At 43.3% G+C, this 25,932-nt stretch carries 24 protein-coding genes and 1 pseudogene; 13 read left to right on the top strand and 12 right to left on the bottom strand.

Going from position 1 to position 25,932, the window contains the following annotated elements; translation table 11 throughout:
• Nucleotides 1–80 precede the first annotated feature (80 nt).
• The gene (locus ACYQ0C_RS10800) at nt 81–1,169 is read right to left on the bottom strand and encodes a UDP-N-acetyl glucosamine 2-epimerase (RefSeq protein ID WP_016277583.1); all 1,089 of its coding nucleotides are present in this window, start codon (nt 1,167–1,169) and stop codon (nt 81–83) included.
• A gap of 83 nt (nt 1,170–1,252) precedes the next feature.
• On the opposite strand from ACYQ0C_RS10800, the gene ACYQ0C_RS10795 reads away from it, so the two are divergent.
• From ACYQ0C_RS10795 to ACYQ0C_RS10780, 4 genes are all read left to right on the top strand, one after another.
• Entirely contained in the window at nt 1,253–1,867 is a 615-nt protein-coding gene (locus ACYQ0C_RS10795) for a trimeric intracellular cation channel family protein (RefSeq protein ID WP_016277582.1), read from the top strand.
• A gap of 158 nt (nt 1,868–2,025) precedes the next feature.
• A complete protein-coding gene (locus ACYQ0C_RS10790; RefSeq protein ID WP_016277581.1) occupies nt 2,026–2,529 on the top strand; it encodes an RNA polymerase sigma factor in 504 nt (167 codons plus the stop codon).
• Nucleotides 2,530–2,720: 191 nt separating this feature from the next.
• Nucleotides 2,721–4,496 carry a biotin/lipoyl-binding protein gene (locus ACYQ0C_RS10785; protein ID WP_025019505.1) on the top strand — a complete coding sequence of 592 codons (1,776 nt, stop codon included), beginning with the start codon at nt 2,721–2,723 and terminating at the stop codon, nt 4,494–4,496.
• A 153-nt stretch (nt 4,497–4,649) separates the two neighbouring features.
• Nucleotides 4,650–5,495: an N-acetylmuramoyl-L-alanine amidase-like domain-containing protein gene (locus ACYQ0C_RS10780; RefSeq protein ID WP_025076879.1), complete on the top strand. Its 846-nt coding sequence runs from the start codon at nt 4,650–4,652 to the stop codon at nt 5,493–5,495.
• On the opposite strand, the gene mtgA is transcribed toward ACYQ0C_RS10780, so the two are convergent.
• From mtgA to pyrB, 8 genes are all read right to left on the bottom strand, one after another.
• Nucleotides 5,473–6,189, bottom strand: coding sequence for a monofunctional biosynthetic peptidoglycan transglycosylase (mtgA, locus tag ACYQ0C_RS10775; RefSeq protein ID WP_016277578.1), 717 nt, complete (start codon nt 6,187–6,189; stop codon nt 5,473–5,475). The genes ACYQ0C_RS10780 and mtgA overlap by 23 nt on opposite strands.
• Nucleotides 6,190–6,310: 121 nt before the next feature.
• On the bottom strand, nt 6,311–7,030 hold the full coding sequence (locus ACYQ0C_RS10770; protein WP_016277577.1) for an OmpA family protein: 720 nt from the start codon (nt 7,028–7,030) through the stop codon (nt 6,311–6,313).
• 48 nt (nt 7,031–7,078) lie between these two features.
• The gene (locus ACYQ0C_RS10765; protein ID WP_016277576.1) at nt 7,079–8,422 is read right to left on the bottom strand and encodes an MATE family efflux transporter; all 1,344 of its coding nucleotides are present in this window, start codon (nt 8,420–8,422) and stop codon (nt 7,079–7,081) included.
• Between the two features lie 197 nt (nt 8,423–8,619).
• Nucleotides 8,620–9,900: a serine hydroxymethyltransferase gene (gene glyA, locus ACYQ0C_RS10760; RefSeq protein WP_016277575.1), complete on the bottom strand. Its 1,281-nt coding sequence runs from the start codon at nt 9,898–9,900 to the stop codon at nt 8,620–8,622.
• 258 nt (nt 9,901–10,158) lie between these two features.
• Complete coding sequence (locus ACYQ0C_RS10755) at nt 10,159–10,878, bottom strand: porin family protein (protein ID WP_025076880.1); 720 nt, start codon at nt 10,876–10,878, stop codon at nt 10,159–10,161.
• On the bottom strand, nt 10,878–11,477 hold the full coding sequence (locus ACYQ0C_RS10750; RefSeq protein WP_016277573.1) for a flavin reductase family protein: 600 nt from the start codon (nt 11,475–11,477) through the stop codon (nt 10,878–10,880). Before ACYQ0C_RS10750 ends, ACYQ0C_RS10755 begins: the two co-directional genes overlap by 1 nt.
• A 5-nt stretch (nt 11,478–11,482) precedes the next feature.
• Nucleotides 11,483–11,950 carry an aspartate carbamoyltransferase regulatory subunit gene (gene pyrI / locus ACYQ0C_RS10745; protein WP_025019503.1) on the bottom strand — a complete coding sequence of 156 codons (468 nt, stop codon included), beginning with the start codon at nt 11,948–11,950 and terminating at the stop codon, nt 11,483–11,485.
• Nucleotides 11,951–11,957: 7 nt separating this feature from the next.
• Complete coding sequence (gene pyrB, locus ACYQ0C_RS10740; protein WP_016277571.1) at nt 11,958–12,899, bottom strand: aspartate carbamoyltransferase; 942 nt, start codon at nt 12,897–12,899, stop codon at nt 11,958–11,960.
• Nucleotides 12,900–13,061: 162 nt separating this feature from the next.
• On the opposite strand from pyrB, the gene ACYQ0C_RS10735 reads away from it, so the two are divergent.
• Nucleotides 13,062–15,389, top strand: coding sequence for a transglycosylase domain-containing protein (locus tag ACYQ0C_RS10735; protein WP_016277570.1), 2,328 nt, complete (start codon nt 13,062–13,064; stop codon nt 15,387–15,389).
• Between the two features lie 205 nt (nt 15,390–15,594).
• Complete coding sequence (locus tag ACYQ0C_RS10730) at nt 15,595–16,422, top strand: exodeoxyribonuclease X C-terminal domain-containing protein (RefSeq protein WP_016277569.1); 828 nt, start codon at nt 15,595–15,597, stop codon at nt 16,420–16,422.
• Between the two features lie 65 nt (nt 16,423–16,487).
• On the opposite strand, the gene fsa is transcribed toward ACYQ0C_RS10730, so the two are convergent.
• From fsa to ACYQ0C_RS10715, 3 genes and pseudogenes are all read right to left on the bottom strand, one after another.
• Nucleotides 16,488–17,144 carry a fructose-6-phosphate aldolase gene (fsa, locus tag ACYQ0C_RS10725; RefSeq protein ID WP_016277568.1) on the bottom strand — a complete coding sequence of 219 codons (657 nt, stop codon included), beginning with the start codon at nt 17,142–17,144 and terminating at the stop codon, nt 16,488–16,490.
• 116 nt (nt 17,145–17,260) lie between these two features.
• Nucleotides 17,261–17,957 (bottom strand): annotated as a pseudogene (locus ACYQ0C_RS10720) (ABC transporter permease); the annotation flags it as partial.
• Nucleotides 17,958–18,173: 216 nt separating this feature from the next.
• Complete coding sequence (locus tag ACYQ0C_RS10715) at nt 18,174–18,548, bottom strand: 2-amino-4-hydroxy-6-hydroxymethyldihydropteridine diphosphokinase (protein WP_016277566.1); 375 nt, start codon at nt 18,546–18,548, stop codon at nt 18,174–18,176.
• A gap of 79 nt (nt 18,549–18,627) precedes the next feature.
• On the opposite strand from ACYQ0C_RS10715, the gene kdsB reads away from it, so the two are divergent.
• The 7 genes from kdsB to ACYQ0C_RS10680 all read left to right on the top strand — a co-directional run bounded on the left by kdsB (nt 18,628) and on the right by ACYQ0C_RS10680 (nt 25,932).
• On the top strand, nt 18,628–19,386 hold the full coding sequence (gene kdsB / locus ACYQ0C_RS10710; protein WP_016277565.1) for a 3-deoxy-manno-octulosonate cytidylyltransferase: 759 nt from the start codon (nt 18,628–18,630) through the stop codon (nt 19,384–19,386).
• Nucleotides 19,387–20,673, top strand: coding sequence for a M16 family metallopeptidase (locus ACYQ0C_RS10705; RefSeq protein WP_016277564.1), 1,287 nt, complete (start codon nt 19,387–19,389; stop codon nt 20,671–20,673).
• 71 nt (nt 20,674–20,744) lie between these two features.
• Nucleotides 20,745–21,863 carry a hypothetical protein gene (locus tag ACYQ0C_RS10700; protein WP_016277563.1) on the top strand — a complete coding sequence of 373 codons (1,119 nt, stop codon included), beginning with the start codon at nt 20,745–20,747 and terminating at the stop codon, nt 21,861–21,863.
• Nucleotides 21,864–21,870: 7 nt separating this feature from the next.
• Entirely contained in the window at nt 21,871–22,659 is a 789-nt protein-coding gene (locus ACYQ0C_RS10695) for an inositol monophosphatase family protein (RefSeq protein WP_025076881.1), read from the top strand.
• Nucleotides 22,660–22,733: 74 nt separating this feature from the next.
• Complete coding sequence (locus tag ACYQ0C_RS10690) at nt 22,734–23,399, top strand: DUF2461 domain-containing protein (protein WP_016277561.1); 666 nt, start codon at nt 22,734–22,736, stop codon at nt 23,397–23,399.
• Between the two features lie 36 nt (nt 23,400–23,435).
• Nucleotides 23,436–23,876 (top strand): NanQ anomerase/TabA/YiaL family protein, encoded by a 441-nt coding sequence (locus tag ACYQ0C_RS10685; protein ID WP_016277560.1) that lies wholly within the window; start codon nt 23,436–23,438, stop codon nt 23,874–23,876.
• A 28-nt stretch (nt 23,877–23,904) separates the two neighbouring features.
• Nucleotides 23,905–25,932: an alpha amylase C-terminal domain-containing protein gene (locus ACYQ0C_RS10680; protein WP_016277559.1), complete on the top strand. Its 2,028-nt coding sequence runs from the start codon at nt 23,905–23,907 to the stop codon at nt 25,930–25,932.

The following is a 25,932-nucleotide window of genomic DNA, read 5'->3' as shown; positions in this document are numbered from 1 at the left end:
TTCAGATTAAACGTTCTTTATCCTTCATGTTGGGTTTTGACATGCCCTTGTGTTTTTATCGGTAGGGTGGCTTTATACTTTTATTGATGTTCACCCAGCAACGTTTGCACAATTCTTTCAGCGGCTCGTCCATCCCAGCGTTCCGGCAGACGGCCTTCCTGCCATTCTCCTTTATTCAGTATGTCGAGGGCGTCTGCCAGAGCTTCCGGATCTTCTCCAACCAGCCGGTTAGTGCCGATTGTCACCGTTTCGGGGTGTTCTGCATACGTGCTTAATGTTATGCAGGGGATTCCCAGAAAAGTTGCTTCTTCTGCTACGTTGCCCGAATCTGTGATGATGCCTCGGGCATGGTTTACCAGATAACCGAATGACAAATAAGGTTGCGGTGGCAATATATGTAACTTTTCGGAAGTGATTCCCAAAGCGACCAGCTTGTTTCTTACATACGTATGGAGTGGTGCTACAACAGGTTTGTCTGTTTTTTCCAGCATGGTGTGGAAGATGGCTTTCAGCGCATTGTCATTATTCAGCAGTGAGTGTCTGTTCAGAGTTAGCAAAAGGTATTCTTTTTCTTTCAGTCTCATAATGGAGAATGCCACCGGGCGCTGCAAGCGGGTGCGGTTATAACGTAGTGTATCAATCAGGATGTTTCCCACAAAGTGCACATGCGTCTGTTCGGTTCCTGTTTGATTCAGATTGCGGTTGGCTACCATTCCGGCCGTGAACAGATAATCGGACAAGCCATCTGTTATCATGCTGTTCACTTCCTTTGGCATGTCCATATCGAAAGAGCGGGTTCCCGCCACCAGATGGGCTACTTTTATTCCTTTCTTTTTGGCCACGATAGAGCACGCCATGGTAGGAGTAAGGTCATCCACGACAAGCACTATCTGTGCGGGATGTTGTTCCAGTTCGCGGGCAAAAGCGACCAATATGCCTGCCATCCGCTGGAAAAAATCAGTATCGTCTACATGAAGGTACACATCGGGACGCGGCATGTCCAAGTCTGTAAACAGAGAAGGTTCCAGACTTTTGTCTTCGTCCGAACCTGTATAGACCAGACGGGCAGTGATGTTTTTTCCTGCTGCCTTTGCAGCCCTGATAGCACGCATTAGTGGGGCAATTTTCATGAAATTGGGGCGTGCGCCTGCGATAATTGTTACTTTCATCTTATTTTAAGCTATTTTCTGAACACAAAAATACATTTTCTTATCGAATTTATTCGTTACTTTGCAGACAAATAACAACCATTATGCTAACATTTGTTCAAGTTTTAGATTTTATAGGCACGTTTGCCTTTGCCATCAGTGGTATCAGATTGGCGTCTGCCAAACAGTTTGACTGGTTTGGCGCGTATGTAGTGGGTTTGGCGACTGCCATCGGAGGAGGTACTATCCGTGATGTGCTTCTGGATGTGACTCCGGGCTGGATGACCGACCCCATATATTTAATATGTACAGGACTGGCATTGTTTTGGGTGATTGCTTTCGGCAAGTATTTGATTCACATGCATAACACTTTCTTCCTGTTCGACAGTATCGGTCTGGCGCTGTTCACAGTAGTGGGGGTGGGTAAAAGTATTGCCCTCGGATATCCTTTTTGGGTGGCTATTATCATGGGTAGTATTACCGGAGCCGCAGGTGGTGTGCTCCGCGATGTTTTTATTAATGAAATTCCGCTTATTTTTCGTAAAGAGATTTATGCAATGGCCTGTGTTGTGGGAGGACTGGCCTACTGGATATGTGATCTGTGCGGTCTGGAAGCCTTTATTTGCCAGATAGTAGGAGGCAGTACTGTCTTCTTGGCACGTATTTTAGCTGTTAAATATAGCATCTGTTTACCAATTTTAAAAGGGGAACAGCGTTAAACAGCACCTAAAAACTATCAAAATAGGGGGTAGAAATCGTCATTTGTCAGTTTCTACCCCCTATTTTGATAGTTTTTTCTTTGACACCCGTTTAAAATGCGCTATCCTTGCATCACGAGATCATGGAATAAAGAATATAAACCTAAACTGAAAGACTTATGAATAGCGTTAGTTTTAAAAAGAATCTGCTGGGTGTGCAAGAAGAGTTACTTCGATTCGCATACAAACTTACTGCCGACCGTGAGGAGGCTAATGATCTGTTGCAAGAAACTTCATTGAAAGCATTGGACAACGAAGACAAGTATATCCCCGACACAAACTTTAAGGGATGGATGTACACCATTATGCGTAACATTTTTATAAATAATTATCGGAAAATAGTGCGCGACCAAACATTTGTGGACCACACAGACAATCTCTACCATTTGAGCTTGCCGCAGGATTCCGGCTTTGACAGTACCGAGGGGGCTTATGACATGAAGGAAATACATCGTATAGTGGGTTTGCTTCCCAAGGAGTACCGCATTCCATTCGCCATGCATGTGTCGGGATTCAAATACCGTGAGATTGCAGAAAAACTGGGATTACCGCTAGGTACGGTAAAAAGCCGGATCTTCTTTACCAGACAACGATTGCAGGGACAACTCCGTGATTTTGTATAATATCCAGGAAAAAAAACTATCAAAAAGGCAGGAAGAGAAGATTACTTTCTGCCTTTGCTGCTTTAATGGATTTACAATATGATATTAAACATGTTTTTTCAAGCTAAAAAAGCTCCTTGGATATTAACTTTATTTTTATTCATTTGTTATATTTGCAAAAGGACAAGACACCTTTAAATCAAGTAACAATTATGAAAAAAGAAATCAAATTCAGTTTGGTCTACCGCGACATGTGGCAGTCATCAGGGAAGTACCAGCCCAGAGCTGATCAGTTAGCCAGAATTGCTCCTATAATCATTGAAATGGGGTGTTTTGCCCGGGTGGAAACTAATGGAGGCGCTTTTGAGCAAGTGAACTTGCTGTATGGCGAGAATCCGAACCAGGCGGTACGTACTTTTACCAAGCCTTTACGAGAGGCGGGTATCCAGACGCACATGCTGGACCGCGGCTTGAATGCATTGCGGATGTATCCTGTCCCGGCCGATGTACGCCGTCTGATGTACAAGGTGAAACATGCGCAAGGTGTGGACATTACCCGTATCTTTTGCGGTTTGAATGAAGTTCGGAATATCATCCCTTCCATAAAATATGCCAAGGAAGCGGGGATGATCCCTCAAGCTACTCTTTGCATCACTTATTCTCCTGTACATACCGTGGAATATTATTCTCATATCGCTGATCAGCTGATAGAGGCGGGGGCACCTGAAATCTGCCTGAAAGATATGGCAGGTATCGGTCGTCCCGAAATGCTGGGGCAGTTGGTGAAAAACATCAAAAATAAACATCCTGAAGTCATTGTACAATATCATGGACATTCTGGTCCCGGATTATCTATGGCATCCATTCTGGAGGTTTGTGAGAACGGTGCGGACATCATTGATGTGGCTATGGAGCCGTTGTCATGGGGAAAAGTGCATCCTGACGTGATTTCTGTACAGGCCATGCTGAAAAATGCAGGCTTTCAGGTCCCGGAAATCAATATGAAGGCTTATATGAAAGCACGTAGCATGACGCAGGAGTTTATGGATGACTTTTTGGGATATTTCATGGATCCTACCAACAAGCACATGTCTTCCTTATTGTTAGGATGCGGACTTCCCGGTGGTATGATGGGGTCTATGATGGCCGATTTGAAAGGTGTGCATTCGGGGATCAATCTGATTCTGAAAGGGCAGGGAAAAGAGCCTATGAGTCTGGATGATCTGGTAGTGATGCTGTTTGAAGAAGTGGAATATGTATGGCCGAAATTGGGGTATCCTCCTTTGGTAACACCGTTCAGTCAATATGTGAAGAATGTGGCTTTGATGAATGTCATGCAGCTGGTGAAGGGAGAGGAGAGATGGACAATGATTGATAACCATACATGGGACATGATTTTGGGAAAAAGCGGAAAGCTGCCGGGTGCGCTGGCGCCTGAAATTATCGAACTGGCGGAAAGTAAAGGCTACGAATTCACAGATGAAGATCCTCAGCTGAACTATCCTGATGAATTGGAAAAATACCGTAAAGAGATGGATGAAAATGGCTGGGAATATGGTGAGGATGAGGAGGAACTGTTTGAACTGGCCATGCATGACCGGCAATACCGTGATTATAAATCGGGTGTGGCCAAGAAACGCTTTATGGATGATTTACAACGGGCTCAAGATGCGGCCATGGCAAAAAGTGGCTTTGATGAGGAAACGATCCGGAAATACAAACGTGCTAAGGCAGATCCTATCATTGCTCCGGATAAAGGACAGATTTTATGGGAGGTTTCTGTGGAGGGTCCTTCTATAGCACCATTTGTCGGACGGAAATACCAGCATGATGAAGTGTTCTGCTATATTTCTACTCCGTGGGGGGAATACGAAAAGATTTTTGCTAACTTTACGGGACGCATTGTAGAGGTTTGCGCCCAACAGGGAGCTATTGTTAATAAAGGTGACGTTATAGCTTATTTGGAAAGAACAGAATTTTCTGCATAATTTAAAGGTGAAATATAGTTTTTTATCCGCCATGGCAGGTGCTGGACTTGTCATGGCGGATGTGTTTTTTGTCTTTTCATTCTTTTAAAATTTGTCTTCATCCGGTAATGTGCTATCTTTGCTGCCATGTAGAAGAAACATAAGAAAATGTATATGAGAAAGTTGCACCCGTGGTTGCTGGGAATGATTTTAGGGTTAATGTCCTGCATGGTCTCAGCGTCAGAAAATGACAGTATAAAAGTCGGTGACTTGCTTCAAAAGGCTTCCTTATTGCCGGCTGATAGCTGTAGGATATTGTTTTTTGCCAAAAGTCTATTAGGAGTTTCATACGTCGCGAATACATTGGACGAGACGGACGAAGAGGCACTGGTCGTGTATTTGGATAAGGTGGATTGTACCACATTTGTTGAAACGGTACTTGCATTGAGTCTCACTGATAAGAATGGGAAAAGTGATTTTGGAAGTTATAAACAAGCGTTACAGTGTATTCGCTATCGGAATGGAAAGCAAGCCGGTTATGTCTCGCGTTTGCATTATTTCAGTGATTGGATTAAAGATAATGAACAAAAAGGGATTGTACATGAACGTACGGGAGAGCTCGGACTTGCCGTATCACAAGTTTTGAATCTGGATTTTATGTCCACGCACCCAGACAATTATCGCCAGTTGAAAAATAATCCTTCTATAATATCCCAGATGATTGAAATAGAGGGAAGATGGAAGAATGTTCCTGTTTCTTACCTTCCTAAAAGCTGTCTGAATGTTTCTCCTGAGGAATTGGACATAAGGAATGGGGATATCATAGCGATCACTACCAATATAAAAGGGTTGGATGTGGTGCACACAGGATTTGCTTGTTGGATGGATGGCAAATTGCATTTGCTTCATGCTTCATCAGTCATGAAGAAAGTTATTCTGGATCCGCAGAGTCTTTTTGATTACTCTAAGAATAAAAAAGCCCACACGGGTGTGCGGGTTATTTCTTTTTCTTCTTTGTAGGAGTCGTATCCTGTCTGGGTGGAAATGCAGGGACGCATTTCATAAGATAGAGAATCTTCTTTTGCCTTTTAAGCATATAGTTGCCGGGCTTGCCCGAATTGAATTTGCGGGGATTGGGAAGACTGGCAGCAATTAGTGCACATTCTCCCGGTGTCAGTTTGCCGGCATTCTTGTGAAAATGCTTGCGGGCTACAGCCTCGGCGCCATAGATGCCATTTCCCATTTCTATGGAGTTCAGATAGACCTCCATAATCCGTTCCTTGTTCCAGAACAGTTCTATCAAGGTGGTGAAATACACTTCAAGTCCTTTTCTGGCCCAGGAGGATGCTGGCCACAGAAAAACGTTTTTGGCTGTCTGTTGGCTGATAGTACTGGCCCCTCGGGGACGTTTCCGGCTTTTGTTTTCTTCTAGGGCTTTCTCTATTTCTTTGAAATCAAATCCATTATGCTCAGCAAAGCGGTTATCCTCAGAGGCAATAACGGCCATGGGCAGATGAGGGGATATGTCTTCTTTAGATATCCAGGTGTGTTCCCATTTTAGATCTTCACCGTGAATAATCTGTTGGAAAGTCCGGATAAACATCAATGGGGTAAAGTAAACCGGCATAAAGCGTAAAACGATGACTGAGAGAATGGAAGAACCAAAGAAAACAATCAACAGGTTACGGATGAATTTAAATATCTTCTTTTTCATGCTTGTGTATTAAAAATCAATTTCGGGCAGAAATTCCTGTCCGAAATTGATTTACTTTATTTTATGTATTATTCCAAGGTTGCGACCGTTGGCTCGGAGGTATTGGATAATGTCATCGGTATTATTTCAATGTGCCCGCTTCCGCTTGCTGAATCATTTGTTGGCTGGCATACATATATACTTCTACACGGCGATTCTGCTGGCGTCCTTCGGCGGTATCATTATTACCTATCGGATCTGCCTGTCCCAAGCCTTCTACAGACTTGATTTGAGAATTACTTACACCGCAACTCAACAAATAACTAGCCACGCTTTGAGCACGTTCCTGTGACAGGTTAAGGTTCTTTTGAATGCTTTGTTCCGCAGTACTGTTTCTCCAGCCCTGATTGTCTGTATATCCATAGACGGATACGTCCATATCCCGGTTCTGGTTTAATACGTTGTTTGCAAATTTACTTAAAGCCGATTTCGCTTGTGCGCTCAAGGCCGCATTTCCTGTATTGAAGAGAATGCCGGAATCGAAAGTAACTTTTACAGCCTGAAGTCCGTTGTTGTCAGTTACCTGTTCTACTTGTGCACCTTGGATTTGAGCTGCTTCTTCTGCCGCTTTATCCATCTTTTTCCCAATTAACACGCCGGCGCCTGTACCTACTGCCGCACCCACTGCCGCACCAATGGCCGCACCTTTACCATGTCCGGCTATTCCGCCGATGATTGCTCCTAGGGCAGCACCGCCACCGCCGCCGATCAGGCCGCCTTTAGCGGTATTATTCATGTTACCACATCCACTGAATACTAGTGTAGCACTCAGTAATAAAGCCATAATTTTAGTCTTTCTCATAATCATGTTCATTTTAATATATTAATGACTTAATGCAAAAATTGTTCATTAAACAGCCTGATAATTTAAAGTTTTCTTTTTGATAACCATAAACCAGATCAGACATATAATTCCTTTCATAGTACTTGTAATACTTATGCTCCACCAAATACCCGGTAAGCCCCATCCTCCTGATACGAACAACAATGCCATCGGGATGCGTAGATAATTACAACTGACGCTGATTACAGCGGGAGGCATGGTGCGCCCCATTCCATAAAATACGCCCTGTATAGTAATTTCCAACATCATAAACAGTTGCGAGTATCCGTCGATACGTAGGAATACACCACCAGTTTCGTATGCCGCCTTTTCAGGGACAAAGATACTAAAAATTTCGTTCCCGTAGTATATGAAGAGAAATGTGCAGAAAGATCCGAATATAAATGTCATCCATAAAGTGGTGCGATAGGCTTTCAGCACACGGGAGATTTGTCGTGCTGCATAGTTTTGAGCCACAAAAGCACTGAGAGCGGTAGAAAAACCTTGGGAAGTATTCCAGGTGATGGCCTCGATTTGTCCTCCGGTAGTGAGTGCCATCAGTCCTAAATGGCCCCCTTGTTCTGTGGCAGTTCTTCCGAGAAACATATTGACGAAAGCGAATAATGTATTGAGTGCTGCTACCGGCAGTCCTATTTTCAGGATGTGGCGTGTATATTGTTTCTTCAGTTTGGTAAATACCCGGAAGTCATCCCATAATATTTTCTTTTGTTTCAATTGATAGATAAACAGCATACATACAGTCGCTTCGGCCAGCCAAGTGGCAATTGCGGCTCCTGTAGTCCCCCAATTTAAACCAAAGATAAAAACAGGGTCTAATATCATGTTTATAATCAGTCCGATACCGTTAATGGAGAAAGGTATTTTGCTTCGTCCGGCGGCATTGAATATCCCTGTAAAGGCAGCTGATAAAAAGACGAAAGGAAAGGCGGTTGCTATAATCCGTAGATATTCCACGGCTATTTCGGCTATGTGGGGTTTCAGTTCATAGATGCTGATAATGGGAGTGGCAAAGATGAATAACAATGCTCCCCAACTCAATGATATAAGTAATGATAAAGTAAGATTATGTGACGCAAGCGCTCGGGTGGCTTGTTCGTCTTGTGCCCCGATGGCTTGTCCTACGCTGACTTCCGAACCTACCTTGTTCAGCAAGGAGATAGATGTAGACATCCACGTAAGAATCCCTACCGAACCTACGGCAGCTATTGCTTCACTTCCTATTCTTCCTACCCAAGCCATGTCGGTCAGACTATATGCCATCTGTATGAATGAAGTGGCCATAATGGGCATTGCCAAAGTAAACAATTGTTTCAGGATGGGGCCTTGAGTCAGATTCTTAGTTCCTTTCATTCGTCATTAACAATAAATAGTCTGCAAAGGTAGAAATTTATACTGATTTCAGTGGAGTCTGCCGGTAAAAATACGTTTCTATTGTTCTTTTTAAATGTTCTGTATGTTCCATAAAAAAACTTTGGAGTTCTTGAAGAAGGACCAAACCTTTTCAAAACACTCCAAAGTCTTTTATGAGTATTGATAGAAATCGTTGATTAGTAAGCGAAAATAGGATATTTCTTCATAGTTTCGTTTACGCGTGCACGAACTTGTGCAATCACTTCTTCATTATCTACATTTGAAAGAACAGTTTCAATCATTTCGGCAATTTCCAACATCAAGTCTTCTTTTGCACCGCGGGTTGTGATGGCTGGAGTTCCCAAACGGATACCTGAAGTCTGGAAAGCGGAACGGCTGTCAAACGGAACCATGTTCTTGTTTACAGTGATATCGGCGGCAACCAATGCCTTTTCTGCTACCTTGCCTGTCAGATCAGGATATTTGGTGCGTAGATCTACCAGCATGGAGTGGTTGTCTGTACCACCGGAAACAATCGTAAAACCACGGTCGATCAGAGCCTGTGCCAATACAGCTGCATTCTTTTTTACTTGTGCTTGATATTCTTTGTATTCAGGTTGTAAACATTCACCGAATGCAACGGCTTTGGCTGCGATGACATGTTCCAACGGACCTCCTTGGATACCAGGGAATACAGCAGAATCCAAAAGCTGTGACATCATTTTGATTTCGCCTTTCGGAGTTTTCTTACCCCATGGGTTAGGGAAGTCTTTGCCCATCATGATGACACCTCCACGAGGACCACGAAGAGTTTTGTGGGTTGTTGAAGTGACGATATGAGCATATTTAACCGGGTTTTCCAACAGTCCGGCGGCAATCAGCCCTGCAGGGTGGGCCATGTCGATCATCAGGATGGCACCCACCTTATCTGCGATTTCACGCATACGTTTGTAGTCCCACTCGCGAGAATATGCTGAACCTCCACCGATAATCATTTTGGGTTTTTCACGTAATGCGATTTCTTCCATCTGATCGTAATCTACACGGCCTGTTTCTTTGTTCAAGTTGTATTCACACGGAGTATAAATAATTCCGGATGTGTTAACTAACGAGCCATGTGACAAGTGACCGCCATGAGCCAGATTTAATCCCATAAATTTGTCACCCGGATTCAAAACGGCTAGGAATACGGCCGCATTGGCCTGTGCTCCGGAGTGGGGTTGTACATTAGCCCATTCTGCTCCAAATATTTGTTTCAATCTGTCGATAGCGATTTGTTCGCTCTGGTCTACCACTTCGCAACCGCCATAGTAGCGCTTGCCGGGATACCCTTCAGCATACTTGTTGGTAAGGCAAGAACCCATGGCTTGCATTACTTGGTCACTAACAAAGTTTTCGGATGCGATCAACTCGATACCTTTGAGCTGGCGTTGATGCTCTTTTTCGATAATGTCGAAAATCAAATCGTCTCTTTTCATTTCTTTATTATAATAAGTTTATGTGCGATATTCGATTCTGAGTTCACAAAGTTAAGTAATTTTAGAATATAAGGAAATTATTTAGAAGAAAATATTTGGTGAGACTATAGAAAAAAACAGGGACGGATTTCTTTTTGTTATGTTGTAAGCGCTAAAGTGAATAAAAACTTGAAAGTGGTGGCTCTTTTCTTGATAGGTTAGCGTACAAATGTAGCATTATGATATAAGTCGGATACTTCATGAAAAGGAACTCCTGCTTCAGAAAATAACCCCTAACGAGAAACTTAACACATTGCGATGGCGATTGATGGAGATACCTTTTCCCCGGGATCTTATTCCATCTGTATTTTCCTTATAAGTAATTGATCTGGAGATATTGGTAAGTCCGATTTCATACCGGAAATCAAAAAATATATTAGCGATATTTACTCCTAATCCGATAATGGAGCTTATATTAATAGGGTGTAATTCTTCTTTTATATCGGAATACCCGAATCCTTCAAACTCTTCGAAGGTTTTATGTTTCCATACATATTCCAGTTTGGGACCGATAAAAAGAGCCATGCCGTAAGGCCTGCTTTTTACAAAACTATAGCCATATAATATAGGTAGCTCCAAAGAGTGGATGGTGCTGTTCAGTTTGGCAAACTCGGGGAGGGTGTTTTCTTTGTTTTGATTTTTATTGAAAGCTATTTCACCTTTATAAACATTATACATTATTTCGGGTTGGATGAAATGTCTTTTCATGTGTATCCGGAAAAACAGGGCGGTGAAATAGCCTACCTTATAATTGTTTTGTACATCTTCCATTCGTTCCCCGTCTAGTTCTAACCGGCTGGTGAAGTACATGGAAGAGTTGAAACCTCCTTTTATTCCCACATTTATTTTAGGCTCCTCTTTCGGGCCTTTCTTTGTTTCTTGTGCTGTAATGGGCAGGGCAAGGAGCAATAAAGCGATTAATAAAAGGAGCTTTTTCATCATAGGAGGCCTTCAGAATTTCTTTTGGTCTGTGATCTGTTCTTTTCTACAGACCAGCCGAATTTTCCGACTTTCGGCCCCAATTCAAAATACCCGCCATGAACATAGACTAACGGATTAGCTTGGGACAATTCGAATTTTCCTGTTTCCGTATTCAGGTATTTATCATCGGCTTTTACATTTACCACATCGGCTATAAACATGTCATGAGATCCTAGTGAAATGATTTCCTTTACCCTGCACTCTATACAGAGCGGAGATTCCTCGATGATGGGCGCACTGACTATTTTCGCTTTTCCCGGAGTCAGCTTCATTTCCTCAAATTTATTGTAATCCTTGCCCGAACGCACTCCGCACCAGTCGGTGGCAAATGCCATGTCTTTGGTGGTAAGGTTTATGACGAATTCCATATTCCGTTTCAAAATGGGGTAGGAATAGCGTTCCGGGCGCACGGATATATAGCACATGGCAGGGTTGGTACAAATAGTACCTGCCCATGCCACTGTGATAATGTTATATTCTTCTTCCGTACTTCCGCAACTTACCAATAGGGCCGGAAGAGGATAAATCATAGTCCCCGGCTTCCAGTCTTGTTTCATAATGATTATAGCAATTTGATACCTTCTTTACTTTGTTCTTTTTCACAGTAATGACATTTCAAGATTCCATGTTCTTTGTCAATTACATGAAACAGGGTGGTCATTGGCTCATTGTTGGTGATACATTTGGGATTGGCGCATTTTACAATGCCTCGTAATTCTTGAGGCATCAGGACTTGCTTCTTTTCCACCACTTCATAATCATGGATAATGTTCAGTTTCACATTCGGGGCTACTACGGAAAGTCGGCTTATTTCCTCATCGGTAAAGAAGCGGTCGGCCACTTTAATAATTCCTTTTTTGCCAAGTTTCTTGCTCTCAAAGTTGTTTCCGATGGTTATGTTAGAGTCTGAATCCTGTAATCCCAACAGGGCGACTACAGTAAATAATTTATCGGAAGGTATATGGTCTATGACAGTGCCGTTTTTCAATGCAGCTACCTGCAATGCTTGTTTGTTATCGCTCATCTTCATTCTTTTTTTACTTTTTTGCATCTTTTATAACATCGTCCAAGGTTATGCCCAAGACATCACAAAGGATGGCTTGGCGCGCATAAAGTCCATTTTGTGCCTGCTGGAAGTAGTAAGCTTTTGGATTCTCGTCCACATCGTATGCTATTTCGTTGACGCGGGGCAGAGGGTGCAAGATACGCAGATTGGGCCGGGTATGTTCCAGCATCTTATTCCTTAATATATATACATCTTTCACACGTTCATATTCCATCAAGTCGGTGAAACGTTCGCGTTGTACGCGGGTCATGTAAAGAATGTCAGCGTCGGCAATGGTTTCTTCGTTGAAATCTGTATATTCTTTGTATTTAATATGGTGTTCCTTGCAGTATATTTTATATTCTTCGGGCATTTTCAATTCTTCCGGAGCGATGAAATGGAAAGTGGGGTTGAAGTGGCGCATGGCCATCAGCAAGGAATGAACAGTCCGTCCGTACTTCAAATCACCTACTAGATAGATATTCAGATTTTCAAGCGTTCCCTGTGTCTTATATATGGAGTAGAGGTCTAGCATGGTTTGTGAAGGATGCTGGTTGGCTCCGTCTCCGGCATTGACTATAGGCACTGGGGCGACTTCACTGGCATACCTTGCGGCACCTTCCAAAAAATGGCGCATTACGATGATGTCGGCGTAATTGCTTACCATCATGATGGTATCTTTCAATGTTTCCCCTTTTGAAGAACTGGTTACTTTGGGATCTGTGAATCCGATAACGCGGGCTCCCAGTCTGTTTGCTGCTGTTTCAAAACTAAGTCGTGTACGGGTGGAGGGTTCAAAGAAAAGAGTGGCGACAACTTTGCCGTCCAGAATTTTACGGTTAGGCTTCTTTTCAAACTCTTTTGCCATCTCCAGAAGGTAGAGGATTTTCTCCTTCGAGTGTTCGGCAATAGTGACTAAACTTCTATTTTCCATATTGGGTTTGTATTTATGATTACAATCTTATACGGAGTGTAAAGGTATGAAAAAAAAATAAATGAGCGAAGAATTAAAAGATATTTCGTTGAACTTTGTTAGAAACACATTCTATTTCAAAGTTTTTCCTTACTTTTGTACCATTAATTACAAGAAAACGTCATGAGGAAGAAATTTATATACGTGCTTTGGGCTCTTGTTGTCGGCGTACTGTTAGTTATAACACTCGTATTCACCGCGATAGCGAAAGGAAGAATTGGATATGTACCGCCTGTTGAGGAATTGGAAAATCCGAATTTGAAGTTTGCAACCGAGATTATATCCGATGATGGCAAGATGTTGGGTACTTGGTCGCTTAGTAAGGAGAATCGTGTATTCGTAGGATATGATCAGCTATCATCGAATCTGATCCGTGCGCTGATTGCCACCGAGGATGAACGCTTTGCGGAACATTCCGGTATTGATGCACGTGCTTTTGTCCGTGCTTTGGTGAAACGGGGGGTGATGATGCAGAAGAATGCCGGTGGTGGTAGTACCATAACCCAACAGTTGGCAAAACAGTTCTATTCGCCTACGGCGGATAATGTGATGGAACGTCTGCTACAGAAACCCATTGAATGGGTGATAGCTGTTCAGTTGGAACGCTATTATACAAAAGAAGAGATTCTGACCATGTATCTTAATAAGTTCGATTTTCTGAATAATGCAGTCGGTATCAAAACTGCTGCCAATACTTACTTCTCGAAGGAGCCGAAAGATTTGAGCGTTGAGGAAGCGGCTACTTTGGTAGGTATGTGCAAGAATCCGTCACTTTACAATCCGAAACGTTTCAATGAACGTTCACGTGGACGGCGTAATGTAGTGCTCGACCAGATGCGGAAGGCTGGTTACTTGACTGATGCGGAAGCCGATTCATTAAAGGCATTGCCTCTGGTTTTGAAATATCGTCGTGTGGATCATAAAGAAGGGCTGGCAACTTACTTCCGTGAATATCTGCGTGGCGTAATGACTGCCAAGGAGCCGAAGAAGAGTGAATATCGTGGATGGCAGATGCAGAAGTATTACGAGGATTCATTGGCGTGGAAGACCAATCCGCTCTTCGGATGGTGTGCCAAGAATAAGAAGAAAGACGGTACTAACTATAATATCTATACAGATGGTTTGAAGATTTATACCACTATCGACTCACGTATGCAGAAGTATGCGGAAGAAGCAGTGTATGAACATGTGGCACAATACCTCCAACCCCGTTTCTTCAAGGAAAAGCGGAAGAAGAAAACTGCTCCGTTTACGAACCAATTGACAGAGGAGGAGGTGAATTCCATCATGACCAGGGCCATGAAGCAGACTGACCGCTATCGTATCATGAAAGAAGCCGGATGCTCGGAAGCGGAAATAAAGAAGGCGTTCAATACTAAATACGAAATGTCTGTATTTTCATACGAGGGCGAAAAGGATACTATTATGACTCCGATGGATTCCTTGAAATATTATAAATTCTTCCTTAGAGCAGGATTTATGTCTATGGATCCCTTAACTGGTCATGTGAAGGCGTATGTAGGTGGACCTAACTATAATTATTTTCAATATGATATGGCGATGGTCGGCCGCCGCCAAATTGGTTCTACTGTAAAGCCTTATGTTTATACACTGGCTATGGAAAACGGTTTTTCACCTTGTGATCAGGTTCGCCATGTCGAACAGACATTGATAGATGAGAATGGTCGTCCATGGTCGCCACGTAACGCCAGCAAGAAGCGGTATGGAGAAATGGTAACGATTAAATGGGGGCTGGCTAATTCCGACAACTGGGTAACGGCTTATCTGATGGGAAAACTTAGTCCATATGCGTTGGTTCGTCTGATTCATTCATTCGGTGTACAGAACAAACAGATAGATCCTGTAGTCTCGCTCTGTCTAGGGCCTTGTGAAATCTCTGTAGGAGAGATGGTCAGCGCCTATTCGGCATTTGCCAACCGGGGTATCCGTACAGCACCGGTATTTGTGACCCGTATTGAGGATAATGAAGGAAATATATTGGCGAACTTTACTCCGCAGATGGATGAGGTGATTAGCGAAACCAGTGCCTATAAGATGCTGGTCATGCTGAGGGCTGTGGTCAATGAGGGTACCGGTGGGCGTGTACGCCGCCTGTATGGTATCACTGCCGATATGGGAGGTAAGACGGGCACCACTAACCGTAACTCAGACGGCTGGTTCATGGGATTCACTCCCTCATTGGTGTCCGGCGTGTGGGTAGGCGGTGAAGAACGTGATATTCATTTTGACACGATGGTAGACGGGCAGGGAGCTGCCATGGCACTTCCCATCTGGGGACTTTATATGCAGAAAGTCTATAAAGACAAGAGCTTGGGATATTCTCAGGATGAGAAATTCAATATACCCGATGACTTTGATCCTTGCAAAGATACCTTGATAGATGAAATCTCGGTAGAAGAGACCGGAGGCTTGGATAATATATTTGAGTAATTGGAAAATCTATAAATAAAAAAGTCTGTTTGCGAAGGAAAGCAAACAGACTTTTTTATTGCTGTACTTTTATAAATGGTTGTTTCTATACATGGTATTATGGAAAATAATTTATGTAAAAATGGTGAAAACACTTGCCGTTTCATAGAAAAATGCTATATTTACAGAAAGAAAATCTTTACCTTAATAAAGACAGGAGGTAATTATGGATAGAGATGTGACTTTGTATCAGATAACTGATGTTATGGCCGAGAGAGTTTTCCAAAAAATAGATAACTTCAATAAAGGCCGTAGAGAAGATGTGGGATTTTATGCAATCAGTGTTTCTACCCCTTACCGATCATATTACGCTTTGTGGCGTATATTCCCGGATGATACCTATGCTCCTTTATTTATTCAATCGCTGGCTGTTACTTTTGATGATGCGGCGGAGCGTGCCTTTCAGTATTTGCAGAACTGTAATGTTCTGCTGAAAATAAAGGATAATACGTTCTTTGAGTCCTATTATGGAATGTCCGATGATATTGTCGCATTTGGAAAATATCGTGGAAAAAGATTGGCGGAAGTCTATTACATTGACCCTAACTATGTGCTTTGGCTGGCACATAAGTTTGAAGCCCGGAATCCTAGAGACAAGAAGTTGGCCATGCTGGCAAAGGCTTTTGCCACTGTGCATTATGAAACAGTCATCCGGAAATATCATTTACCGGCCGGAAGCCGTTTCATAGGTTCTCCGGGGGAAAGGCTGACCGATCTGCGGCTGGAAGTCTTGGGGACAAGATTGCAGCTGGACACTTACAAAACAACCGGATATTATGTAGACCAGAATGTGCTTGCCGCTGATGCTGACGGCAACCGTTACACTTTTGTTATAAAGGCGGCTGCTGCCAGCGTCTCGCCGGACAGATTGAGCTGCTACACCAAAAAGCTCGCTCCCCATGAAAGCCTGTATTTAAAATCGGCTAAGGTCCTTTCTCTGTATGAGAGTAAAGGAGTCAAATATACCCGTATAGGATACTTGAAGTTCAAATAAGTCCTTGCAGTGCATGGTACGGAAGGATAGGTCCCCGCCTTCACACCGACGGGGGGATGTTTTCATTATTCGTTTACCTTCTTGTAATCAGAAAGGAACTTTTCCAAGCCTATGTTTGTCAAAGGATGATTCAACAGACCTTTAATGGCGGATAACGGGCAGGTTACTACATCTGCTCCCACTTTCGCGCATTGTAATATATGTAAGGTGTTTCTGATGGAGGCTGCAAGAACCTGTGTCTTGTAATCATACGTTTGGTACAATTCCACAATTTGTGCAACCAGTCCTACGCCGTCACTGCAAATATCGTCCAGTCTGCCGACGAACGGGGATACATAGGTAGCCCCCGCTTTTGCTGCAAGTAATGCCTGTCCGGCAGAGAAAACCAGTGTGCAATTAGTGCGGATTCCTTTGTTGTTGAAATATTTGATAGCTTTGATTCCGTCCTCAATACAAGGAACTTTTACTACGATGTGTGGATGAAGGGCGGCTAGTTCCTCACCCTCTTTAATCATTTCTTCGTAATTGGTGGCAATGACTTCGGCGCTGACATCTCCATCCATAATATTACATATCTCGATGTAATGTTTATGTTGGTTTTCAACTCCTTTAATGCCTTCTTTGGCCATTAAAGAGGGATTAGTGGTTACACCATCCAGTACGCCCAATGCGTTTGCCTCACGGATTTGTTCCAGGTTGGCTGTGTCAATAAAGAATTTCATAACTTTTTCTTTTAGAGATTTAAAATCAGGTTAGCAATAGACTGCTAAGCTACTGATATTAACAATGATAAACAAGCAAATGTTCCGATTTATTTGTTATGAATTCTTTTTGTAACTACATTGATCTGCTCGATGGTTCCGAATTCTTTTTCACTCACAATATTAAGAGCAGGCAGAAATCCGCATAGCATCATCAGCAATTGCGCCATCAATGCCGGAACCATAAATACCTTATAATCCAAATAGGGGTTGAAACGTCCTTGGGTATCTATATTTATTACCGGGAAGGGAGAAATAGAGCCGGAATGGGACGTTTGGATTCCGGAGGCATAGTATATTACTAAGATAGAAACTTCCCAGCGTTCCTTTCGTTCCGTTTACGGTGTTGGATGAAATCAGTACCTTCGCCATGCCATTCTTCAGCAAGTCGCGTTCAAAGTGTGGCGGAATCTCCAAAATAAGATCGACGTCTCCTTTCTCAATGCATTGCATCGCTTCCTGATAGCTGTTTAAAATATCTATCAGATGAAAATATTCGGAAGCGCCCACTTTCTGCACCAACCGGGTGGAACAAGAGCTGCGGTCATTCGATTGATAACTGGCTTTGGCGGACAATGAAACCTGTGGCAGATAACCCTTGTCGATGTTGGAGATGTTGTATTCTTTCGTCTTTTCAATCAGCCCGTACCGTTTAATCAGCGGATAATGCGCCCGGGCTTGCTGCTGACACTTTTCCAGCGTGAGTTCCTGTGCATTCAAACAAATGGGACTGATGCTGAGAAGAAAGGTTGTGAGAATGAATAACCTTTTCATTTTCTTAATCTGCTTAATATGATTTCTACATTTTCTTATTTCCTGTGTTCTATATACTGATGATATTCTTTACCTTTTTCTTCCACAAACCAGAAATTAGGGAACAATCCCATCCGTCCGAATGGCACTCTCTGTAACACTATCGTTCACCGCAGGGGCGGATGGGGACAGGTTGTCCTCACGGTGAATGAAGACTAATATAATGAGGTATAAGTTCTAAAAAAAAACAGACATTCCGCGGCGGATATATTCTCTTTCCATATCTTCAGGTTTCAATATCTTCTTGTCAAAGACCAGCAGGTCGATATCCAGTTTTACTACTCCTTGGTCCTTGTCTTCAGGAATCCGTCCGCAGCGTCGCTCCAGCTCCTTAAATAAATAATGGACAGAATCGGGCGAAAGCGTTGTGCTGAATTTGGCCAGTTGATTGCTGAAAGGGGAGTGGAATCCGCTGCCGACAGCTTCCGTTTCCATCATCTCGCCGAAATGAATGTCGGGAAATGTGGCGCGCAACGCCTCCCGTGCGACTGATAGTTGCGCGTGACGGTTTGTGTTAGAGCCCATACAAAGCAGACAATGGTGTTCGTCCATAACATTTAATTGCATTAATGGTGCAAATGTATGAAATGTTTTTGTTACTTTTGCATGAATATATAAAAGAAATGATACCATGAAATTTATTGGAATTATTCCAGCTAGATATGCTTCCACACGTTTTCCTGCCAAACCTTTGGCCGTCTTGGGAGGTAAGCCTGTGATTCAGAGGGTCTATGAACAAGTGGTCGGCATATTGGATGAAGCATACGTGGCGACGGACGATGAGCGTATTGAAGCTGCGGTAAAAGCTTTTGGAGGCAAGGTTGTCATGACCTCTGTCCATCATAAAAGCGGTACAGACCGTTGTTATGAGGCTTATACAAAAGTGGGACAAGGATATGATGTGATTGTGAACATCCAGGGCGATGAACCTTTTATTCAAAAGTCACAGCTTGAAGCCGTAAAAGCTTGTTTTGAAAACCCCGTCACACAGATCGCGACATTGGTGAAACCTTTCACTTTCAATGACGGGTTCGAAACCTTGGAAAATGTAAACTCCCCTAAAGTGGTCGTCGGTAAGAATATGGACGCTTTGTATTTCAGCCGTTCCATCATTCCTTTCCAGCGTAATGTGGAAAAGGCCAACTGGCTGAAAGGGCATACCTATTATAAACATATCGGGCTGTATGCTTATCGGGCCGATGTGCTGAAAGAAATAACTTCACTTCCACAATCTTCGCTGGAGCTGGCTGAATCGTTGGAGCAGCTTCGCTGGCTGGAAAATGGTTATATTATAAAGGTGGGAATCAGTGAAGTGGAGACGATAGGCATTGATACGCCTCAGGATCTGGCACGTGCCGAAGTATTTCTAAAACAGAGGGAGGGGGAGTAAATGCTGGACAGAACCACCCCACCGCCCATCCGCCAACTAAGCGAATTCAGTATAACCCGTCCCGACAGGAGGACGATGAAGAACGGGATGCCTCTGAATATCATTCATGCGGGAAACGAGGATGTTGTACGTTTTGATCTTTTGATAGGGGGCGGACAATGGAATCAGGAACAGCCATTGCAGGCCATGTTCACCAACAGGATGCTACGTGAAGGAGCGGGGAATCTCACTTCTGCGCAAATAGCGGAACGATTGGATTATTACGGAGCGTGGCTTGAATTGTCTTCTTCCGTAAATTATGGATTCATTACACTTTATTCATTGAATAAATATTTTGCTCGTACGCTGGCTGTCATCTCTGAAATGATAAAGGCGCCGGCATTTCCGGCAAAGGAGCTTTCTGTTGTGGCCGATACAAACAAACAGCAATTTCTGGTGAACAGCACCCGGGTGGAGATGATTGCTCGAAAACAGTTAAACAAGGCTTTATTCGGTCCGGAGCATCCTTTCGGGCGCTATGCTGTGGCGGAAGATTATGACCGGATCACTCCGGAGGTGCTCCGCTCGTTTTATCAGAAATACTATCACTCTGGCAATTGCTCGGTATATATTTCGGGAAAGGTGACATCGGAAATAATTCGTTGCATAGAAGATAGCTTGGGAAGCGGACAATGGGGGGAAGTGACGGAGAAAGCGGTTACAACGCTTGTTTCTCCGGTTACCGCTAAAGAAAAGCGTATCTTTATAGAACGTGAGGATGCGCTTCAAAGTTCCTTGAAAATGGGATGTTTCGTAATGGATCGTCATCATCCGGATTTTTTAAAGACGCGTGTCATGGTCACTTTGTTTGGCGGTTATTTCGGAAGCCGTCTGATGTCCAATATCCGTGAAGACAAGGGATATACATACGGCATCGGCGCGGGTATCGTGTCCTATCCGGGAACAGGAATACTGGCTGTCAGTACCGAGGCGGCTAATGAATATGTGGATTCTATTATAACAGAAGTTTATCGGGAGATGGACAAACTGTGTAATGATCTTGTCCCTCAAGAAGAGTTGGAGATGGTGAAGAACTATATGCTGGGCGATTTATGCCGGTCGTATGAGGGGCCTTTTTCTTTGTCTGATGCCTGGATTTATATAGAAACGGCAGGACTGGACGAATGCTTCTTTATCCGTTCGCTGGATGCTATCCGGGGAATTACCAGAGAAGAAATACGCATATTGGCTCAAAAGTATTTCTGCAAAGAAAACTTAATAGAGGTCATTGCGGGTAAAAAAGTGTAATAACCTATCACGCCCAAAGATAGAAAATCGTATCTTTGGCGTAAATCTTATCTATTAGAAGTAACGAACCAATGAAGAAATACGTATATATATTATTGCTTTTGGCCTCGGTCAGCACATGGGCCACCGCTCAGATAAAAATCGGAAATTATACATTTAAGGATGGGGGCGAATATACCGGAGAACTGAAAGGTAGAAAACCAAACGGTAAGGGAAAGACAACCTACAAGAACGGAAATACCTACGAAGGGGAATATATAAAAGGTAAACGCGAGGGGAACGGGACATATACGTTTCACGATGGAGAAAAGTATGTGGGACAATGGTTCCAGGACCAGCAACACGGCAGCGGAACCTATTATTTTATGAATAATAACCGGTATGAAGGTATGTGGTTTGCCGACTATCAGCAGGGTGAAGGCACTATGTATTATTATAACGGAGATGTTTATATAGGTAACTGGTTTCAGGACAAACGTAGTGGAAAGGGCACTTATACTTGGAAAGCAGGAGCCAAATATGAGGGCGAATGGAAAGAAGACAAGAAAAACGGACAGGGTGTTATGGTATGGCCCGACCAGTCCAAATATGAAGGTGAGTGGAAAGATGACGCACGTGACGGAAAGGGGACATTTCATTATGTCAACGGCGACAAATATGTGGGCGACTGGAAGGATGATGTGCAGCACGGCAAAGGCATTTATTACTTTAACAGTGGTGACCGTTACGAAGGTGACTACGTGAACGGTGAACGCACGGGGCAGGGAATCTATGTACACAAGAATGGCGACAAGTATGTAGGCCAGTTCAAGGACGGCGAACAGCACGGGACCGGAACCTTCACTTGGGCCAACGGCGCTGTGTATGAAGGGCAGTGGGTGAACAACCAGCGCTGCGGTAAAGGGCACTACATCTGGGCGAATGGTGATGACTATGAAGGTGAATGGAAAGACAACATGGCCGATGGTGAAGGGACTTTGCGCACTGCTGACGGAACCAAATATAAGGGCCATTTCGTGAAAGGAAAGGAAGACGGCAAAGGCGTGCTTGAAGATAAGAACGGGGTGCGCTATGACGGATTTTTCAAACAAGGGAAGAAACACGGTGCCTTCGTGGAGACTGACAAGAATGGAAATGTAATCCGTAAAGGTGTTTATAAGTTTGGAACGCTGGATGCAGAACAAAAATAAGAATACAATGCTGGATTTGGAGAATATAACGTTGAAAGTACGTGAAATAGCACTCCGGACGGGTGCTTTTCTTTGTAATGAACGTAGCGGTTTTGACCGTAGTAAGGTGGAAAAGAAAAATGCTCATGACTATGTGTCGTATGTGGATAAAGAGTCCGAACGCCGTATTGTGGCTCAACTCCGGGAGCTGCTTCCCGAGGCAGGATTCATCGCCGAAGAAGGTTCGGGCAGCCTGACTACCGAAAACTATTGCTGGCTAGTGGACCCGCTGGACGGAACAACCAATTTTATCCATAATAATGCTCCTTATTGTGTAAGTATCGCCCTTCGCAATAAAGAAGAGCTGCTGGTTGGCGTGGTGTATGAGGTATGCCGCAATGAACTTTACTGGACTTATAAAGGAGCGCCCTCTTATTTGAACAACAAAGAAATACATGTATCAGATGTCTCTGATATGGACGAAGCGTTTGTGGCGTTAGGCTTTCCATACGATTCGCAAAAGTATAAGCCATTGGCGGAACATATTGTGCACGAGTTATATGGGAATGTGGGAGGTATGCGTCTGCAGGGAGCGGCTGCGGCAGAACTTTGCTATGTAGCTGCCGGACGCTTTGAAGCCCGCATAGAAGGACTGCTGGGCCCGTGGGATATCGCGGCAGGTTCGATAATCTTGATGAATGCCGGTGGAAAAGTGACAGATTACAGCGGAGGGGGAGACTTTTATTCCGGCCGTGAAGTGTTGGCTACCAATGGAAAACTGCATGATGAGTTTCTCAAGATCTTGGGAAAAAAATAAATACTTCACTTTTTTCTAGTTCGTTACAAATATATTTTGTAAGTTTGTCAAGTGAACACATGAACAAATGTAACATGAATGTATCTGTTATCTTTCAATTTTTAAAAGATCTGGCTGCAAACAATAATCGGGAGTGGTTTCAGAAACATAAGGATGAATATCTGAAAGCTCAAAAAGAGTTTGAGGAATTACTGACAGCAATCATCGCCCGTATTTCATTGTTTGACGAAAGCATTGTCGGTATTCAGGCTAAGGACTGTACATACCGTATTTATCGCGACACGCGGTTCTCTAACGATAAGACTCCTTATAAAATACACTTGGGCGGTTATATCAACGCTCATGGGAAAAAATCGGAGCATTGTGGATACTATGTTCATATAGAGCATGATAACTGTATGCTTGCTGGTGGAAGCTGGTGTCTGGAACCTAAAGTGCTGAAAGCTGTCCGCCAGTCTGTTTATGACAATATAGATGAATACAGAGGAATTGTGGAAGACCCTGCATTCAAGCAATATTTTCCTGTTATCGGAGAAAATCATTTAAAAACGGCTCCCAAAGGATTCCCGAAAGATTTTGAATATGTAGATTATTTAAAATGCAAGGATTATACCTGTGCTTATATAGTGCCTGATACGTTTTTCTTTGCTCCTGACCTGTTGGACAAGGTGGAAGACGTTTTCAGGCAACTGAAGCGGTTTGCCGATTTTACAAACTTCACAATAGACGACTTTGAATGATAAAAGCAATATTTTAACCATTAAAATGAAATAATTATGGTAGTAGACAAATTAGAGAACTTAGAAAAGTACGCTTCATTGAACCCTTTGTTTGCCAAGGCAATGGAATTTCTGAAGACGACAGACTTGAACGCTCAGGAATTAGGGAAAGTAAAATTACAGGGTGACGATCTGGTAGTAAACTTTTCTCAGACCAAGCCTAAGACTAAAGAAGAAGCAAAATTAGAAACTCACAATCAGTTTATTGATATACAGATTCCTCTGTCAGGGGTGGAAGTGATGGGCTATACGGCACGTGAGGACCTCCCCGAAGCTGACTATGATGCAGATAAGGATATCTCATTCTATCCGGGACTTGCCGAAAGCTATATTCCTGTAAAGCCGGGAATGTTTGCCATCTTCTTCCCACAGGATGCTCATGCTCCGGGCGTATCTCCTGAAGGTGTGAAGAAAGTGATCGTGAAAGTTTTGGTTTGAAAAGAGAATAACTACAAGTAATCATATTATGGAAAATACCACTCCTAAATTAGGCATAATAGAAAGCGATCCTTGGCTGGAACCGTATTCGGCGGCTATTGAAGGACGCCATCAGCATGCATTGGATAAAGAATTGGAACTGACCGGAGGTAAAGGAACTTTGTCGGACTTTGCCACCGGATATTTATATTTCGGCTTGCATCGTACCAGAAGAGGGTGGGTGTTCCGTGAATGGGCTCCGAATGCGAAGGAAATATATCTTATCGGAGATTTCAACGATTGGAAAGAGCATGGCGATTATAGAATGTACCGCGTAAAAAACTCTCCTGGTGTATGGGAGGTGGAATTACAAAGCAGTGCTATAAGGCATGGTGACTTGTATAAGTTGAAAATCCGTTGGAAAGGCGGTGAAGGTGAGCGTATTCCGGCATGGGCAAATCGTGTGGTACAAGATGAGCAGACAAAGATATTCAGCGCACAAGTTTGGGAACCGGAGCATCCCTACCAGTTCAGAAAGAAAGTGTTCCGTGCAAAGACCGATCCTTTGATGATTTATGAATGCCATATCGGTATGGCTCAGGAAGAAGAAAAGGTAGGAACTTATAATGAATTCCGTGAAAAAATATTGCCGCGCGTAGCAGAGGCCGGATATAACTGCATTCAGATTATGGCTATCCAGGAACATCCTTACTATGGAAGTTTCGGGTATCATGTATCCAGTTTCTTCGCTCCGTCGTCCCGTTTCGGTACGCCGGATGAGTTGAAGGAATTGATTGATACGGCTCATAGAATGGGAATTGCCGTCATTATGGACATCGTGCATTCTCATGCTGTGAAGAATGAAGTGGAGGGACTTGGCAATTTTGCCGGTGATCCGAATCAATACTTCTATCCAGGCAGCCGTCGTGAACATCCGGCATGGGATTCCTTATGCTTTGATTATGGTAAGAATGAAGTGGTTCATTTCTTGCTGTCCAATTGTAAGTATTGGATGGATGAATTCCGTTTTGACGGTTTCCGTTTTGACGGCGTGACATCTATGTTGTATTATAGCCACGGCTTGGGAGAGGCGTTCTGTAATTATGGAGATTACTTTAACGGGAATCAAGATGATAATGCGATTTGTTATTTGACATTGGCCAACAAGTTGATTCATCAGGTAAACTCCAAAGCGATTACCATTGCGGAAGAAGTTTCGGGTATGCCCGGACTGGCGGCACCGATTCAAGATGGCGGATATGGATTTGATTACCGTATGGCCATGAACATTCCGGATTATTGGATTAAGACGATCAAGGAAAAGATTGATGAGGACTGGAAGCCGAGCAGCATGTTCTGGGAAGTGACCAACAGACGTAAGGACGAGAAGACTATTTCGTATGCCGAAAGCCATGACCAGGCGTTGGTGGGTGATAAGACAATTATTTTCCGCCTGATAGATGCTGATATGTATTGGCATTTCCAGAAAGGGGATGAGAACTACACGGTTCATCGTGGCATCGCATTGCATAAAATGATCCGTTTGCTTACAGCCTCTACCATCAATGGAGGATATTTGAACTTTATGGGTAATGAATTCGGGCATCCCGAATGGATTGATTTTCCACGTGAAGGTAACGGATGGTCGCATAAATATGCCCGTCGTCAGTGGGGGCTGTTTGATAATAAGAACCTGTGTTACCATTACTTGGGCGATTTTGATTCAGCGATGGTTCATCTCATTGAAAGTGTGAAGAATATTCAAGACACTCCAGTCATTGAGGTATGGCATAATGATGGTGACCAGGTGCTGGCTTACCGCCGTAAGAATTTGATTTTTGTGTTTAATTTCAATCCTACCAAGTCATTTACGGACTATGGTTTCCTGGTACCTGTCGGAGCGTATGATGTGGTATTGAATACGGATGCGACAGTTTTTGGAGGCAATGGTCTGGCTGACGACAGTGTACGTCATTTCACTAATTTCGATCCTCTTTATAAAAGGGATAAGAAGGAATGGCTGAAACTGTATCTGCCTGCCCGTTCGGCTGTGGTATTGAAAAAAGTGAAAGAGTGA

It is taken from the genome of Phocaeicola sartorii JCM 17136 = DSM 21941, assembly GCF_054653615.1.
Note: the sequence above shows the minus strand (reverse complement) of the source record. Positions and strands in the feature narration are given on the sequence as shown.